Annotated in this window: 16 protein-coding genes; 9 read left to right on the top strand and 7 right to left on the bottom strand. The window is 70.5% G+C overall.

Translation table 11 applies throughout. The annotated features are described in order from the left end of the window. On the top strand, positions 1-326 hold a 326-nt coding region (locus A7B18_RS18510), incomplete at its 5' end, for an endonuclease domain-containing protein (RefSeq protein WP_342747184.1). Between the two features lie 131 nt (positions 327-457). On the opposite strand, the gene A7B18_RS18505 is transcribed toward A7B18_RS18510, so the two are convergent. Continuing rightward, entirely contained in the window at positions 458-829 is a 372-nt protein-coding gene (locus tag A7B18_RS18505; RefSeq protein WP_102128171.1) for a VOC family protein, read from the bottom strand. A 2-nt stretch (positions 830-831) separates the two neighbouring features. After that, a complete protein-coding gene (gene hpaE / locus A7B18_RS18500) occupies positions 832-2,388 on the bottom strand; it encodes a 5-carboxymethyl-2-hydroxymuconate semialdehyde dehydrogenase (RefSeq protein ID WP_102128170.1) in 1,557 nt (518 codons plus the stop codon). Positions 2,389-2,549: 161 nt separating this feature from the next. On the opposite strand from hpaE, the gene A7B18_RS18495 reads away from it, so the two are divergent. Next, positions 2,550-3,770, top strand: a complete 1,221-nt coding sequence (locus A7B18_RS18495) for a PucR family transcriptional regulator (protein ID WP_102128169.1) — start codon at positions 2,550-2,552, stop codon at positions 3,768-3,770. A gap of 242 nt (positions 3,771-4,012) precedes the next feature. Continuing rightward, complete coding sequence (locus A7B18_RS18490; protein ID WP_102128168.1) at positions 4,013-4,459, top strand: hypothetical protein; 447 nt, start codon at positions 4,013-4,015, stop codon at positions 4,457-4,459. 134 nt (positions 4,460-4,593) lie between these two features. On the opposite strand, the gene A7B18_RS18485 is transcribed toward A7B18_RS18490, so the two are convergent. Next, on the bottom strand, positions 4,594-6,507 hold the full coding sequence (locus tag A7B18_RS18485; protein WP_245872966.1) for an adenylyl cyclase: 1,914 nt from the start codon (positions 6,505-6,507) through the stop codon (positions 4,594-4,596). 173 nt (positions 6,508-6,680) lie between these two features. Here A7B18_RS18485 and A7B18_RS18480 point away from each other — a divergent pair, with 173 nt between their 5' ends. The 5 genes from A7B18_RS18480 (at position 6,681) to A7B18_RS18460 (ending at position 12,391) form a co-directional block, all read left to right on the top strand. Then, positions 6,681-7,277 (top strand): bacterial transcriptional activator domain-containing protein, encoded by a 597-nt coding sequence (locus A7B18_RS18480; RefSeq protein WP_102128167.1) that lies wholly within the window; start codon positions 6,681-6,683, stop codon positions 7,275-7,277. Positions 7,278-7,427: 150 nt separating this feature from the next. Further along, positions 7,428-9,077 (top strand): Ig-like domain-containing protein, encoded by a 1,650-nt coding sequence (locus tag A7B18_RS18475; RefSeq protein ID WP_102128166.1) that lies wholly within the window; start codon positions 7,428-7,430, stop codon positions 9,075-9,077. A 230-nt stretch (positions 9,078-9,307) separates the two neighbouring features. Further along, on the top strand, positions 9,308-11,536 hold the full coding sequence (locus A7B18_RS18470) for a heavy metal translocating P-type ATPase (protein WP_102128165.1): 2,229 nt from the start codon (positions 9,308-9,310) through the stop codon (positions 11,534-11,536). Then, entirely contained in the window at positions 11,529-11,978 is a 450-nt protein-coding gene (locus A7B18_RS18465) for an ArsR/SmtB family transcription factor (RefSeq protein ID WP_102128164.1), read from the top strand. The genes A7B18_RS18470 and A7B18_RS18465 overlap by 8 nt, the downstream gene beginning before the upstream one ends. Continuing rightward, entirely contained in the window at positions 11,975-12,391 is a 417-nt protein-coding gene (locus tag A7B18_RS18460) for a hypothetical protein (protein WP_102128163.1), read from the top strand. The genes A7B18_RS18465 and A7B18_RS18460 overlap by 4 nt, the downstream gene beginning before the upstream one ends. A 48-nt stretch (positions 12,392-12,439) precedes the next feature. Here A7B18_RS18460 and A7B18_RS22735 read toward each other — a convergent pair whose 3' ends face one another. Both A7B18_RS22735 and A7B18_RS18455 read right to left on the bottom strand, forming a co-directional pair. Beyond that, a complete protein-coding gene (locus A7B18_RS22735) occupies positions 12,440-12,844 on the bottom strand; it encodes a hypothetical protein (RefSeq protein WP_245872965.1) in 405 nt (134 codons plus the stop codon). Then, entirely contained in the window at positions 12,841-13,668 is an 828-nt protein-coding gene (locus A7B18_RS18455) for a hypothetical protein (protein WP_245872964.1), read from the bottom strand. Before A7B18_RS18455 ends, A7B18_RS22735 begins: the two co-directional genes overlap by 4 nt. 458 nt (positions 13,669-14,126) lie before the next feature. Here A7B18_RS18455 and A7B18_RS18450 point away from each other — a divergent pair, with 458 nt between their 5' ends. Next, positions 14,127-14,624 carry a DUF4097 family beta strand repeat-containing protein gene (locus A7B18_RS18450; protein ID WP_102128162.1) on the top strand — a complete coding sequence of 166 codons (498 nt, stop codon included), beginning with the start codon at positions 14,127-14,129 and terminating at the stop codon, positions 14,622-14,624. A 333-nt stretch (positions 14,625-14,957) separates the two neighbouring features. On the opposite strand, the gene A7B18_RS18445 is transcribed toward A7B18_RS18450, so the two are convergent. Both A7B18_RS18445 and A7B18_RS18440 read right to left on the bottom strand, forming a co-directional pair. Beyond that, a complete protein-coding gene (locus A7B18_RS18445; protein WP_102128161.1) occupies positions 14,958-15,194 on the bottom strand; it encodes a hypothetical protein in 237 nt (78 codons plus the stop codon). A 64-nt stretch (positions 15,195-15,258) separates the two neighbouring features. Continuing rightward, positions 15,259-16,275: an alpha/beta fold hydrolase gene (locus tag A7B18_RS18440; protein ID WP_102128160.1), complete on the bottom strand. Its 1,017-nt coding sequence runs from the start codon at positions 16,273-16,275 to the stop codon at positions 15,259-15,261. Positions 16,276-16,302: the final 27 nt, after the last annotated feature.

Here is a 16,302-nt window from a genome sequence, read left to right as displayed (position 1 = left end):
GGGAAGGCAGGGAGAGGGCGCGTGATTTGCGGGTGAGGAGTACGCCGCACGAGATGTTGCTGTGGCAGCACCTGCGGGCTGGCCGCCTGATGGGCGTGAAGTTCAAGCGCCAGCAACCGCTCGGTTTTTACATCGTCGATTTTGTGGCGCTGGAGCGAAGATTGGTGATCGAACTGGACGGCAGCCACCACGCCGGAAGCGAGTACGACGCCGTGAGAGACGCGGAACTTCTCGCTAGGGGCTTCACTGTTCTGCGGTTCTGGAATAACGAAGTGACGGACAACCTGAAGGGCGTGCTGACACAAATTGCTCACGCCCTGAGTTAGCCCTCTCCCCTTGCGGGTGACTCGCAGAGCCGCGCAGCGGAGGGTTGGGAGAGGGGTGTCAGCCAAAGGCTGACTTGCATTGCCCCTCACTCCGCCAGCCTCTTCTCTGCCACGTCCCGCCTCCGCCACGGTCACGTCTCCTCGTGGTAGTGAAAAACCTTCACCAGATAGCCGTCGGGGTCACGCAGAAAGAAGCCATAGGGGCCGGGGGATGACGCGAACTCGGCGCGCACATCCCGGAGCTGGGCGCCGGATGCGGCAAGGCGGGCGAAGAGTTCATCGACTCCGGCATCGCCCCCACACTCCAAACCCAGGTAATCCACGGCGTCGGGGGAAAAGGGCCTGTTCGTCTCCTGGAAAATCAGGCGGGTGCCGCCGCCGAACCTCACCCCCAAGCGTTCCTCGCTGTAAGGAGTGACCTCGGCGCCGAGGACGGCGTAGAAGGCTCCGGTCGCGGCAACGCTCCTCACCTTGAAGCTCACATGGTCCAGAACAGGTGTCATCCCTACTCCGCCAACCGCTTGTCAGCGGCGTCCTTCTGCGGCTGCCCCTCGCCCACCCCCAGCCGAGCGGCCCGGTGCCTGTTCAGGTTCACGGCGATGTTCTTCGTCTCCATGTAGAAGTCGAAGGAGTAGTCCCCGCCGTCCCGCCCGATGCCGCTCGCCTTCATGCCGCCGAAGGGGGTGGGCAGGTGACGGACGTTCTCCGAGTTGATCCAGACCATGCCGACATCCAACCCCTGCGCGAAGGTGTGCGCCCGGGTGAGGTCGTTCGTCCAGAGATACCCGGCCAGGCCGTACTTCACGTCGTTGGCGACGTGCAACGCCTCCTCCTCCGTGTCGAAGGCGATGACGGTCAGAACCGGCCCGAAGATTTCCTCCTGGGCGACCCGCATGGGCGAGCGGGCGTTCGTGATCAGGCTGGGCCGCACGTAGTTGCCACTGGTCCCGAGGCGCTCGCCGCCCACTGCCACCGTCGCCCCGTCCTGCCGCGCGATGTCGAAGTACGAGCAGACCTTCTCGAACTGGCGGGGATGGACCAGCGGGCCGACCTCGGTTTTCGGGTCGAGGGGATCACCCACCCGGATACTCGCTACACGCTCGGCGAGCTTGGCGACGAACTCGTCGTGGATGGGGCGCTCGACGAGCAGGCGGCTCGAACTCGTGCACCGCTGCCCGTTAAGGCTGTAGAGCATGAACACCACGGCGTCGAGGGCGCGGTCGAGGTCCGCGTCGGCGAACACCACGACCGGGTTCTTCCCGCCGAGTTCGAGATGCACGCGCTTGAGGGTGTCCGCGCACTGCTTCTGGATCAGGCTGCCCGTGCTGCTCTCGCCGATGAAGGCAATCGCCTTGATGTGCGGGTGCTCGGTCAGCGCCTTGCCCGCCGTCTCCCCGAAGCCGTGGACGAGGTTGACCACGCCGCCGGGAATCCCCGCCTCGTGCATGATCTCGGCGAGGAGGGTGGCGGTGACCGGGCTCCATTCGGCAGGCTTGTGGACGACCGTGCATCCGGCGGCGAGGGCGGGCGCGATCTTCCAGGTCGAGAGCATGAAGGGCGTGTTCCAGGGCGTGATGACTCCGACCGGACCGACGGGCTGGCGCAGCGTGTAGTTCAGGAACCCCTCGGCGGGGAGACTCAGCCCGTCCTGGGCCCCCTCCGCCCGGTCCGCGAAGAAGCGGAAGTTCTCGGCGGCGCGCACGGCGGCGGACTTCATGAAGCGGATGGGCTGGCCGGTATCCATGCTCTCCAGCAGGGCAATCTCCTCCGCGCGGGCCTCGATCAGCGACGCGACGCGGTACAGGATCTTGCGGCGGGCCTTGCCGCTCAGCGCCCGCCAGGCCGGGAAGGCGTCCCAGGCAGCCTGGGCGGCGCGGTCCACGTCGGTCGTGTCCCCACTTGCCGCCCGGGTGAGGAGACTGTTGTCGGTGGGCGTGTGCACGTCGAACGTCTCCCCGCTCGCGGCGTCCACCCACTGCCCGCCGATGAAGTGTTGGAGGGGGTGTTGCCTCAGACGCTCCCGCAACGCCTCGTGCGTGGGAATGGGCGGGGATACGGTCATAGAACCTCCGGGGACGGAGAGCGCGAACGGTGGGGGGAATGCTGAGCATGGCTGACGGCAGCCAGGGTGAATTGTGCTTGCCCCCGTAGGGTACGAAGGTCACGGGCCGCCCACAAGGCCGCGATGCACAGAAAACACAAGCCGTTTTGTAGAGTTCGACAATGGTGAAGCTCAACGCGCTGCGGGAGGAGCTGGGTCTCTCACCCGTGACGCCGGACGAGGACGTGCCAACCTTCGACGGCGCGGCGGCCCGCCTGTCCTCCGTTCCCGCCTCCCGCTGGCGTCCGGTCTACGCGCGGTTGCTGGCCCGGGAGGTGCGCCCCCACCTGCCCGCTCTCGTCGAATTGCTGGGAGACGTGAAGACGGCGGTGGACGGTCCCCAGGCGGAACGGGCCATCGCCGGGTGGCTGGCGGCGGTGACGGGAGGGCAGGCGACCATCCGTTCAAGTTGGGGGGACGTCGTGGCCCAGCAGGGCTCTCCGGGGGAGATTCGGATGGAGCAACGTCTGGTCTATGAGGGCCGTCCCGTCGGCAGCCTGCACCTGGAGGCCGACCCCGGCTGGCACCCCCTGTTCCGGCTGGTCGCCGAACTCGCGCGGCTGGCCCGATTGCAATCCGCCGCTGCCGGGGCCGCCCGCCGCCGGGTGGGCGAGCGGCAGTTCGAGGCGCTGCTGGCGGGGGACACGACCGGCGCCCCGGAGGGTGGCCCCTGCGTCCTGGCCGCCCTGCGTCTGGAGCGGCCCCTGCCCCGTGCCGAGCGCGCCCGCGAGGCGCATATCCACCGGCTGGACGTGCTGTGCTCGGTCGGAGAAGGGTACTTCCACGGGCGGGACCTGGGCTGCCTGACCACCGTGCGGGGCGACAAGGCCCTGTGGCTGTGGCCGAGCCAGGACCCGGAACGCGAGGCGCGGGGCCTTCACACCGCCCTCCTCAACGCCACGGATCAGGACATGCGGCTGGGCGTGAGCAGCCCGCAGCCCGGATACGGCGAGGCGAGGGCGGCGCTGCGACAGGCCCTCCAGGCGCTGGACGAGGTGCGGACCCCACGCGGCATGGTCTCCTTCCAGCGCCTCGACCCCCTCCAGGCCCTACTGGACAGCCCGGCCCTGCACGCCCTCGCCGAGCAGATGCGGGGGCGCCTCCGGGCGGAGGACGAGGGCGGGAAACTGGAGGATACCCTGCGGCAGTACCTGGCGCACCGGGGCCCACTCTCCGGGCTGGCCCGGAACCTGAACCTGCACGTCAACACCCTGAGATACCGTCTGCGCCGCATCGAGGAGGTGCTGGAGGGCGAGCTGTCCGAACCCGCCTTCGTGGCCCGGCTGTACCTCGCGTTTCATGCCAGCCCTCAGACGACGGAGGATCGCCAGCGCCCAGGTTGAAGCGCGGGGAGTGCTCTTGTGGGGGCCTCCCCGCGCGTCCGTAGATTCTTCTCCGTGCCGGGGGTCCAGGGCATCCGCTGGAATGAATCCTCACTCTGCTTCTCCCAGGTCTGGACCTCCTCGAATTGGGCCCGAAGCAAGCACCTGCCGCCGCAGGTACTCGTCGGCCCGGCGGCTGGCGTTGGGCGCTGGCAACCGAAGACGGGCTCGCGCGGGCGGTCGCCGGGCGTCACACTCGGGCCATGCTGCTTGTCTTGCACGCCGCGGTCACCTGGGCGCTCGTCGGTCTCATCCTCACCATTCAGCTTGTGCACTACCCGCTGTTCGCCCGGGTGGGGGTCGCCGGGTACGCGGCCTACCAGCGCGAGCACGTCACGCGCATCACGTGGCTGGTCGCACCCCTGATGGGGGCCGAACTCGGCACGGGGGCCTGGCTCGCCCTGCGCCCGCCGCCTGCCCTTCCCGGGGCGTCGGCGTGGCTGGGGCTGGGGCTGATTCTCCTGATCTGGCTCTCGACGGCGGTCGTCCAGTCCCCGCTGCACGGGCACCTCGCCGCAGGCTTCGACCCCGGGCGGCACGCGCGGCTGGTGACGACAAACACCTGGCGCACGGCGGCCTGGCTGGCGCGCGGGGGGCTGGTCGCGTGGTGGCTGATGCGGGCGCTCGCGCAGGGGGGAAGCGGTGTCTAGGCCGGGCGCCCGGCCTCACGACGACGCCCGTGCCGCGCCGATGCGTGCCTCGGAGGCCCTCCCGGTGGCGCTCGGTGCCTCCCCCACCTAGCGGGCCGGTCAGGGCCCCCCCGGACGGTCAGGCCCGGTGGCCTTCAGGGTACGGGGTACCGCTCGACGTAGACCGGCTGACCGACGCGGGTGGTGTCTGCCGGACCGCCCACACCGCCCACCACGTGGTTGATCGTGCCCGCGCTGAGGTTGACCGTCATGATGTGGCGCAGCCTCACGCCGGGCGCCCGCGGCACCTCGAAGCCGTTCTCGGTCACGATGGACGGGTTGTTCTGGTTGAAGACGTACACGCCCCCGCCGTGCAGCGTGTGGGTCCGCACCTGGGGAGCGACCTTGTACCCCGCCCAACCGAGCGTCTGGCCGTTCATCCACTCGGCCTGGGTGGGCGGGTCGTACGGCAGTTCGTTCTGGTACAGGACGGTCGTGCCGCGCTCGCCGTTCCACACCGTGTTGTATTCCTGGAAGTGCTCGACAAACAGGCCCGTCGCCGTCACGTCGTCGCCGTTGATCACCACGCCGTTCCTGCCGGTGTTGGTCCGCCAGCGCTCGGTGTCGCCCGAGAAGCCCTCGGCGCCGTGGTCGGCCCGCCAGACCCAGGCGTGGTCGATCAGCACGTGGTCGCTGTTGACCTCCAGGGCCACGTCCGCCCGGCCAACGTGCGGCCCGCCGACCCGGAAGTACACGTCGCTGAGGGTGGTCGGGTTGGAGGAGTCCTCCCGGCGCCCGCCCCCGCGCTCCCGGCCCACCTGCAACAGCACCGGCGACTTCTCGGTTCCCGCGTCTATCGTCACCCCCGCGACGATCACCCCGGGCACGTCCGCGATTCGCAGGGGCGTCGCGCCGTTCACGGCGGTCAGGGTCGCGTGGCCCAGGCCCAGCACGACCGTGTTCGGTCGCCTCACGGTTAGGTCGCGGTCGATGCTGTACACGCCGGGGGTGAGCAGCAGGTTCCTTCCGCGCGCCAATTCCCGGTTGATCGTCTGCGCCGAATCCGAGGGCCGCGCGACGAAGAAGTCACGCAGCGGAATGGAGCGGCCCGGCGCCTCGGTGCCGTTCCAGGAGGTGCCCCGGGTCTCCGTGCGGGCGGACGGCACGCGCACCGCGTACTCGCCCCCGGCGTCCACGTACAGGAAGGGCTTCTCGCGGCTGACCGGCGTGGTGTCCAGCGTCGTGTAGGGCGGCTCGGGAAAGGTCGCGTCGCTCGGGGCGCCCACGACGCCCGCGAACACCTGGTTCCACACGCCGTTCGACCAGCTTCCGATCTCGCTGTTGCGGGTCAGCCACTGCTGCTGCGAGCCGTTGACGACGGTCTCCGCCCGGCTGTCGGCCATGAAGCCGCCGCTCGCGTACTGGGGGCCCGCGGTGCAGTAGTCCATCAGCGACAGGGTGCCGCCGCGCACCCACACCCGGCGCATGGGCGCGGCCTGCGACACCGCCCAGAAGTTCGCGGAGGCCCGGCACCCGTCTTGCCCCGCGGCGTTCACGTCGATGGTGAGGTTCGACAGCGTGCGCCAGAAGTTCACGAGCGCCAGGCAGTTGCTCGCGCCGCCGTCGCCCAGGCAGCGGTTGTAGACCTCCACCTTGCCGTTGATCACCACGTCGCCGGGCGAGGCCCCCAGGCCCGCGATCTCGGTGTAGTAGCCCACCTTGACCTGGAGGGGCCGCTGGGCCGTGCCGTACGTGCCGGGCCTGAACAAGAAGGCGTACCTCCCGCTGCCCATCTCGTCGTCCACCTGCCGGGCGTAGGCCGCGTCGAGTGCGGCCTGAATCTCGGCCACGGGCATACTGGGGTCGAAGACCCGGACGTTCGGGCCGAGGTTGGAGGCATTGCCCCGCACCCGGGCGGTCCCGAGGTCGGCGGCCCCGGCGGTATCCGTCGTCACCGCGCCCTGCTGCGCGCAGGCCCCCAGGGTGAGGGCCACGCACAGAAGCAGGGCGGCGGGGCGGCCCTTGGAGGGAGAACTGGAGGCGGTGGGTGAGACGTGCGGTCGTTGCATGGGTCTCCCTTCTTTCTCGTTGTGCTGGTGGCGAAAGCTTAACCCCCGGGTGGGGTGAACGGGAAGCGCGGCTCGCCCCTTCCCTTCATGCAACTGGTCGTCCGTCCCGAGCGCCGGGTGGGCTTCGCGCACTGGAAGAGGCCGAGCACCAGTTCGGCGAGGGCTACGGCACCGTGCTGCCCGGTCGGCACGGCGAGTGGGTCGAGGACGTTCGGACCCGCGTGATCGAGTGCGCCGCCCAGGGCGCGTGGAAACGGGGACAGGGGGTGGAGGCGGACGCCCCCAAGGAGGCGCTGGCCCACTACCGGCGCGCCCTGCGGCTCGACCCGCTCTACGAGGACGCCCACCGGGCGGTCATCGCCCTGTACCGGAGATTGGGCAACGAGCCCGGCGCGCACGCCGCCCTGCGCGACTTTTGCCGGGCGTTCGGTGGACCCCCCGGCCAGCAGGCCGACCTGCCCTCCGGGTCCGGCTTCTCAGTCCTCGTCCGCACTGAGTTCCAGCGGCTTGCCGCTGAGCGCCTCATGAGAGCCGATGCCCTCCCGGCTCTCACCTCATTCTCCGGCGTGTTGCTACGGTGCCGGCCTGGGTTCGAGGGCACCTGGGCGACGGCGTGCGCTGCCGCTCGCCTGCGGGTGGTCGTTCTCAGGGGAGGTCAACCTTCACCCAGCGCCGCTCAGTACCCCCGGCGCCACCGGACCCCATCCCACGACGCAATTTGGCCTGCCCCGCCGATCCGGCCAGCCTTCATGAAGTCGCCATTTCTGTGAAGTTCTTCTCTTCTCGAGTAATATGAGGACAGCTCCACAACAGATGAGTCCACGGGCCTTTGGCGCTCCGCGCCGTCTTGTGGACTGGGAAAGGGGAATGAGATGATTCAAAGACGACGGGATCAAGGTGCCACCCCCTCTGAGTTTCAGATGAGGCGCCACGCCGGGCTGGTGCTGCTCAGCCTGACGCTGGCGGCGTGCAGTCAACAGGCCTCCACGCCGACGGCCTCCAACGACTTGCAGTTCGAGGCCGAGGCCGGCACGATCCAGGCCTTCACCACCCCGCAGACCGTCGCCGATCCCCGCAACGGTGGCCGGATCATCAACGATCCCAATGCCTCCGGCGGCAAGGCCGTCATTCTGCTGGGCACCAACGACAACGTGCGTTTCGTCGTCCCGGGCAGCGTCAAAGCCGGACGGTACACCGTCTCGGTCCGCGGGAAGGGTGAGAACTACAAGGGTTGGCCGACCGTGGACCTCAACGACGCGGCCCAGCGACGGCTGGCGGTGGCGACGTTGGATTCGGCGACGTATGTCAACCGGAAGTTCGGGGAGTTCGACCTGAAGCCGGGACAGGTGTTCAACCTGTCGTTCATCAACGATCTGTACGAGGGTCGGGGCAAGGACCGCAACGCCATCGTCGACTACCTTGTCATCGAACCCGTCGGGACGCCGCCTCCACCCCCGCCCGTCAATCAGGCGCCGACCGTGACCCTCAGGCCCATCGAGAACGGGGTGTTGACGCCCACAATCCCTAACGATGAGGGCTCTTATCCCAACACCTTCGTGGACGACAACAACATTCTCCTTAGGGCCGATGCCTCGGACCCTGACGGCAAGATTGCCAGGGTGGAGTTTTACATCGGCGATAGGAAGCTGAGCGAGGACACCACGGCACCCTATACCCTTCTTATTCCTCGCAATATCGATGCGGACACCACCGCACAGGAATCCTTCACCGCCCGGGCCGTAGATGATCAGGGAGCCGTGGCGACTTCCACCGAACAAAGGGCGACCTTCTTCTCCGGAAGCTCTGCCCTACCGGTACTGCGTGCCATTAACCTCGGCGGACCGGACGTGCAGATTCAGAGCTACGAGCCATTGTTCTTCGGCCCGAACTTCTCGGCTGGCGGCAACGCGGGGATCACGACGAACGGCACCGCGACGGTCCTGCCCGCCAGCGTGCCACTGCTCCCCCCCCCCGAGCCCAACCGGGAGGCGCTGGTCCGCAGCGCCCTCTCACGTCAGGGCGGACTGGAAGTGAACCTCCCTGTCCCCAACGCTCCTCTGAGCATCTACCTGTGGGTACGTGCTGAAGATGCGACCTCCTACGATATTCAGATGGAAGGCCAGACGGTCGGGCGCTTCGATCCCAGTGAAACCGGACAGTGGAAGCGGCTGGGGCCGATCAATCTCACTGTGAATGACGGCGTGTTGAACGTGGCGAGCACAGGGACGGCCATCGCCAACTTCTCGGCCATCGAGGTCTACCGCAGGTCGCGGGTGGGGGATGTGGCGCCCACAGTGGCTTTCAACCCTGAGCTTCCCACGTTCGCCCCCGCCGGACAGCCCCTGACGCTCTCCGTAGACGCCTCGGACGCGGACGGCAGCGTGGTGAAAGTCGAGTTCTATGCCAGGCGAATCGTCACCGAGCCCGTGTTCAAAATCGGTGAGGTGACAGGATCGCCCTTCTCCTTCGTCTGGCAAAACCCCCCGAGCGGTGTCTACCGAATTCGTGCCGTGGCGACGGACGACTCCGGACTCTCTTCCACGACGGAAGACACGGTGGTCTTCCAGTAGAGGAGGCTTCCAGGGAAAAAGCCGTTCTCACCCCGTCCTTCCCAGCCCCCACCCCGCGTGGGGGTCTTTGCCTGCCCCGCCCTTCCTGCACGGCGACACAGGAGCAGGCGGCGGGGGCCGGGTGGGTCGACCGAGCCGCCCACGCCCCTCGGCGGGGCAGACCGCCCGCCACCGCAGGCCCACCCTCTTTCGTCCCGACATATGAGCAACCGCTCAGGTATACTCGGGCCATGAGTTCCCCCCGTTCCCGGCTCGACTACTTCGTGGACGGCATGGACTGCGCCAGTTGCGTCCAGAAGGTCGAGCGGATGGTCGCCACCCTGCCGGGCGCCGCCGAGGTCAGGACCAGCTTCAACAGGCAGACGCTCAGCCTGGCTCTGGACGAGCACCAGACCCCTCGCGCCACCCTGGAGCGCAACCTTCAGGCCCTCGGCTACACGCCCTCCCGGTTGAGCCCGTCCACGGCGCCAGCGGCGCAGGCCATCCCGGGGCTGCACGACCACGCCGGGCACGTCCACGAGGCGCCGAGGCCCGGCCAGCCCTGGTACGCCACCGGGCAGGGCCGAATGGTCGTGACCTCGGGCGTGCTGCTCGCCCTCGCGTGGCTGCTCGGCTTCACCGAGCCCGGGCTCGCCACCTTCGGGTACGTCGCCGCGACCTTGATCGGCGTGTGGCCGCTCGCCCGGAAGGCCTACGCGAGCGCCCGCCTCGGGGACCCCTTCTCCATCAACCTGCTCGTCAGCCTCGCGGCCATCGGCGCGGTGCTGATGGGGGAGGCCGCCGAGGGGGCCGTCGTCGTGTTCTTCTTCGCGGTCGGGGAGCTGCTGGAGGGGATCGCCGCGGGGCGGGCGCGGGCGGGTATTCGGGCGCTCGCCGCGCTGGCGCCCAAGAGCGCCCTGCTCGTGGAGAGCGGTCAGACCCGCGAGGTGCCCGCCGACTCGCTCGCCGTCGGTCAGACCGTGCAGGTCAACCCGGGGGCCCGCGTCCCCGCCGACGGGACCATCCTCTCGGGCACCTCCAGCCTCGACGACAGCCCGGTGACGGGCGAGAGCGTCCCGGTCGTGAAGGGCGCCGGCCATTCGGTCTACGCGGGCAGCATCAACCAGGGCGGCGGGCTGACCGTCCGGGTGGACCGGGCCGCCCACGACAACACCATCGCCCGCATCGTCCACCTCGTCGAGGCGGCGGAGGGCAGCCGGGCGAGGACCGCGCGCTTCATCGACCGCTTCAGCCGGTTCTACACCCCCGGGGTGGTGGCCGTCTCGGCGCTCGTCGCCGTCGTTCCTCCGCTGCTTCTCGGTGCGGCCTGGGCTCCCTGGCTCTACAAGGGCCTCGCCCTGCTTCTGATCGGCTGCCCCTGCGCGCTGGTGCTCAGCGTGCCCGCCGCCATCACGAGCGGCATCAGCGCCGGGACCCGGCGGGGCCTGCTGATCAAGGGCGGCGCGGCCCTGGAGAGCATCGGGAGCGTGAAGACGGTCGCCTTCGACAAGACCGGGACCCTGACCGCCGGGAGGCCGCGCGTGACCGACGTGGTGGGCCGCGACCGGAACGAGGTGCTGCGCCTCGCCGCCGCCGTGGAGTCGGGGAGCAGCCACCCGCTCGCCAGGGCGATCACCGACGCCGCGAGGGCGGCGCAGCTCACCCTGCCCGCCGCGACGGACGCGCAGGCCCTCCCCGGCAGGGCCGTGACCGCGCCGGTGGAGGGCCGCTTCCTCAGCGTCTCCTCGCCCCGGCACGCCGCCCCCCGGACGCCCCTGCCCGCCGACCTCCGGGCCGCGGTCCAGACCTTCGAGGAACAGGGCCGCACCGCCGTGGTGCTGCTCGACGGCGCGGCGCCGCTGGGCGTCATCGCCCTGCGCGACGAGCCCCGCCCTGACGCCCGGGAGGCCGTCGAGCAGCTTCGCCGCCTCGGCGTGAACACGGTCATGCTGACCGGCGACAACGCCCGCACCGGCCAGGCCATCGCGCGCGACCTCGGGCTGGACGTGCACGCGGAGTTGCTGCCGGAGGACAAGCTGCGTCTCGTGGCGGACCTGAGGGCGCGCGGCGGGGTGGCGATGGTCGGGGACGGGATCAACGACGCCCCGGCCCTGGCGCGCTCGGACGTGGGCGTCGCGATGGGCGGCGGCACCGACGTGGCCCTGGAAACCGCCGACGCGGCCCTGCTGGGAGAGCGCGTGACGGGCGTGGCCGACCTCGTGCGGCTGTCGCGGGCCACCCTGCACAACATCCGGTGGAACATCGCCTTCGCCCTGGGCCTCAAGCTGATCTTCCTGGTCACCACCCTGCTCGGCTCCACCAACCTCTGGATGGCGATTCTCGCCGACACCGGCGCGACCGCCCTCGTCACGGCCAACGCCCTGCGCCTGCTGCGCTGGAAGGGCGGGGGCGGCCCCCAGTCCTCCCCCCCGCCCCCGCCCCCGCCCCCGGTCGGTCGGCCTGTGCCCCAGCATGGCTGAGCACGGGCGCGGCGAGAACGCCCGCGCCAGGGGTGACGCGGTGACGGTGCGCCCCGCCGCCCCGCGCTCTGGTCGGGAGACGAGCACCGCCTCTCAGGGCGACGGGTGTGAGGCCACCTGCGTCCACCCGGGGGCGGTCGCCCGCGTCCGCGCCGCCCTGCCGGGCGCGCAGTGCGTGGAAGACGCCACCACCCTGCTCAAGGTCGTCGCCGACCCCACCCGCTTCCGGATTCTGAGCGCGCTCAACGTCGAGGAGCTGTGTGTGTGCGACCTCGCGGCGGTGGTGGGCATCAGCGAGAGCGCGGTCAGCCACCAGCTCCGGCTGCTCCGCGCCCACCGGCTGGTGACCTTCCGCAAGGAGGGGCGCGTCGCCTACTACCGCCTGCTCGACGCGCACATCACGGGATTGATCGGTGGAGCGGTGGACCACGTGCGCGAATGAGGCCGGCGCCCGCCGTCGTGGCCGGGGTGCTCGTGGGGCTCCTCGGCCTGGGGGGGTGGTTCACGGTCGAGCGTCGCTGGCAGGGTGACCTCTACTGCATCGGGCGCCCCGGCACCCTCTGGAACGGCTTGGCTCCCCTGCCCGGGGGACTGGCCCCGGAGTGCCCCACCTACAGTCGGAGCTACCGGGCCGAGGTGCGGCGGGGCGAGAGCCGCATCGAGCAGTACCGCCTGCCCGGCTGGCAGCCCCGGGCGCTGCTCGGCCCCTTCCGGCGAGCGGGCTACCGGCAGCTCACCGACGACGCCCTGCCCGGCAGCTACTCGGCCTTCCTGAACCGGGAAGGCGACCTCTTGCAGTACCACGCCACCCGCGAGGGGAACACCACCCTGATCGCCATCAGCGGCCAGCCGTGACCGGCACGGCGGGGGAGGCTGGGCGGAGGCGCCCTCCCCCGGGGGCCCTCACTCGTCGTGGGGTGGGGGCTGGTCGGGGTCGCAGTAGTCGATGGCGGCGCCCGTCTGGAAGCTGCCCACCACGATCTCCCGTTTGAAGGGATAGCCGATGCGCACGCCCTCCGCCGCCCGCTCGAAGGTGAAGCGCTGGCCTGTGCGAATGGGCGTGTCCCCGATCACCAGCGGCCGGGTCGCCTCGTAGACCGCGCAGTACGGCGTGCAGAAGAAAAAGCCCAGGGGCTGGCCCTGCGGGTCTCTCGCCACCCGCGCGCCGCCCGTCTCGACCGCCCGGCGAATCTCGTCCCACAGGGCCACGCTCGCCGCCGGGTCGGGGTCGAGCGCCCACATCTCGTCGATCACCCGCCGGGCGTCGGGGTCCCCCCGCAAAAAGCCCACGCTGTTCGGGTCGGTCATCGCCCAGGGATCGAAGCCCGGCTCACCCGGCAGGGGCGTGCGCAGGAAGGGGCCCTTGCCCCCGGCCTGCCTGGGCGAAGCGGCGCGCGGCCCCTCGACGAGCAGCGCGGGGTAGCTGATGAGTTGCCCCACCCGGTAGAGCGCCTCGGTGGCGCCTTTCGCCTGCTCCTCGATCCGCTCGTGCAGGGCCAGCGAGGCGCCGGGCGGTACATCCCCGACACGTAGGTCGCCGTGGACAGCGCCCCCGCAAACTGGCCGCGCAGCCGGGCCAGCCTCGCGGCGTCTCCCGCGGGCGTCGCCTTTTCGAGGTGGTGCATGGCGGCCTCGGCGTGCAGGCGCATGGCGTCGAGGGCCGCGATCATCGCGTCGAGGTGCGGCCTGGGGCAGGGCTCGACCGGCGACCAGTCCGGCAGCCGGGCGGGCAGGGCCCCGGCGGGCAGCTCGAATTCCGGGTCGTGCCCGGCCTGACTCGCGTAGCCCAGCCAGCGCCCCACCTCGGTGTAGTAGCCCTGCACCTGATCGAAGGTCACGGGCGGCACGAAGCCCACGGTGTCGGGATCGGCGGCCTCGTCGGCCTCCAGCATCTTGTCCCCGAGCGTCTGGAGGGCGAAGGCGTTCCAGGCGCAGGCGAGCTCCAACCCGACGTTGCGCTCCACGGCGAAGGGACTCGTGCCGCTGAGGGTGAGGTCGAAGCGGCGGCGTTCGGCGGCGTCGAGCAGGGGGTGAACCTGCGCGCCCGCCCGGCGGTAGGCATACAGCGTCTCGGCGTCCCGCTCGCCGCGGGTAAAGGCCCGTACCCGGGTCCAGACTCCTGGGGTGTCCACCCCCGCACGATACGGCGCCTGCCCCGCGCGCGTGGCCTCACCTGCCCGACCGGGGCCACCCGGCGCACGCCTCCGGGTGGCGGGGCAGTGAAAATCGGTCGTTTCCGGTGTCTGGGACGAACGGTCTCTTGCCGGTCTGTCCACGCATTCGGGGGCGGACGCCCCTGTGCGCGTCCCCTGGGTGAACACCTCGCCAGCGCCTGAACGCCGGAAGCCGTCCCCCCGGCGCCCTCACGCGGCTGCTCGTCTCGCGTCCCACGGCCAGCCTCGGTGCATTCGCGCGGATGCCCGGCATCGGACGCACCAGCCTGCGCGCGCTCCGGGCACAGCGCGCAGGTCGGCTCCGCACGGCACGGCGAGCTGAGCCGAGTCCGGCTTCTCCCCCGCCGGTCTCCTCTGTGAACAAACGTCCACCGTTTTCCAGGGAGCGCCAGAAGTCTGGCGTTTACGGTGAGGCCATGACCCGTCTCCTGCTGTGTGCCCTGACGCTCTGGCCGCTCATCGTCCCCGCCGCGCGGGCGCAGAACGCTGGCGTGACCTGTGCGGGGACTCTCTCGGGGCGCACGGTGAACGGGGACGTGACGGTGCGGGCCGGAGCCAACTGCATCCTGGTGAACACCCGCGTGTCGGGTGACGTGGAGGTGGCGCGAGACGGGCAGGTGACCCTGCGCAACAGCGAGGTGGGCGGCGACGTGCAGGGCGAGGACGGCTTCCGGGCGCTGGTCCTGACGGGCAGCGTGGTGCGCGGTGACGTGGACGCCGAACGCGGCAGACACGTCGTCATGAGCAACACCCGGGTGGAGGGCGACGTGGAACTCAAGCTCAACACCGGCACGGTGCGACTCGAACGCGTGACGGTGAACGGCGACCTCGAATGCGAGAACAACACCCGCGTGCCGGAGTGGAGAGACAACCGCGTGCAGGGCCAGCGCGAAGGGCAATGCCGCGCGCCGTGAGGGCGCCCCAGTGTGGGCGTGGTCAGGAGCGGACCGGGGAATCCTATTCGCAGAGCGGAGCACCCGGCAGGCGACGAGGCTACCTTAGACCCCCTGGACTTGAGCTTGACCTCCACGTCCATGTCCTGAATGTTTGCGCCGCGCCGTTACGTCTCCAGACAATGCCCGTGACCGTCCGGGCTGAGCCAGAGCGGGAGACGACCGGGAGGTCACGCCGAGAGGCTGGGCCATCCGGGCGCCGGGACCTTTTCGGCGTAGGCCAGCGAGATGGCGCCGCCCTCGGGCTGCCTCATCACTCCACCTCCGGGTGATGACGGCCTCCTGGCCTGGCGTTCAGCCGATTCTCTGCATGTCGGTGGTGTAGCGCCGTTTCAGCCAGGTGCTGAGTTCGGCGGCGTGCTGACCCGCCAACACCACGTCGAGCTGGTCGTACAGGTCCTCCCCGAAGCGGACCGGCCTGGCAGCGAATTTTTGTTTCACGACGGTCCCCGAGGGAGCGCTGCTCAGCAGGGAGCAGAGTTCGTCTCGCGCCTCGGTGTCCGCCTCCACGAAGATGCGGTAGGTGACCATGCCGCAAGTTACCCGGGCCCGACTGACACCCTTCTGACAGCCGGCGGCGTGGCGGGTGCGGCCCTCAACCCGCCAGCCAGTCCCGGACCGCCTCCCTCAGAAAGGCGGACTCCTCGGGAAGACCCGCCGGGCTCCCGGCCCGGTGCCCCCAGATGCCGGGGATGGGCCGCAGTTCCCCGGACCGCAGGTGGGGCAGCTCCGCCGCATTGTCCGCCACCCGGAAGTACAGGTCGGTCTCGCCGGGCAGCAGCAGCACCCGCGCCCGGATGGCCGCCAGCGCCCGGCCCAGGTCCCCGCCGTAGCGGTCGCCCGCGCTGATGTCGCCGTGCAGCCAGCTCACCGCCTGGGCGTACAGGTTCGCCGCCCGGCACCCCGCGAACCCCTCCTCCCACTCGGCGCGCAGGAACGTCTCCAGGTCGGGGTGGCCCAGGGCGGTGCGGAACAGCTCCGCGCGGTAGAAGTCCTGGCTCAGCCCCCACCCCGCGTAGATGTGCGCGAAGGCCCGCAGCGCCGCCCGGGGCTCCGCCGAGAAGCGGCCCCGTCCCAGATGCTCGGGGGCCGCCTCCAGCGTCCTGAGCAGCCCGGAGAGGAACACGCGGTTGTGCAGGGCCGTGCGCGCGCTCCCGCACACCACGATGGCCCGCTCGACCCGTTCGGGGAAGAGGGCGGCCCAGTGGTAGGCCTGCATGGCGCCCATCGAGAAGCCGTAGACGGCGGCCACCTGCTCCACCCCGAAGACCTCCCCGAGCAGCCGGGACTGGGCGAGCACGTTGTCGCGCAGCGTGACCACCTCGGGGTAGTCGGGCGTGTCGTCGGCCCCCGACGACAGACCACCTGCGAACATGTCCGGGATGACGATGAAGTACCGCTCGGGGTCGAGGATGCCGCCGGGGCCGATGAGCCAGCTCTGGGTGTGGTGGGTGGCGGTGTAGCTCGTCGGGTAGACGATCACGTTGTCGCGGGCGGGGCTGAGGGCGCCGTGGGTCTGCCAGGCCAGCCGGGCCCCACGAATGACGCCGCCGCGCTCGACGGGGAGGTCGCCGAGCTCGAAGACGCCCTCCTGCACCGGCCAGGCGGTCATGTGCGCCCCGCGGACCCGGGGGGAGGG

It is taken from the genome of Deinococcus planocerae (assembly GCF_002869765.1).
GTDB lineage: Bacteria > Deinococcota > Deinococci > Deinococcales > Deinococcaceae > Deinococcus > Deinococcus planocerae.
This window is presented reverse-complemented; position numbering and strand designations above follow the sequence as displayed.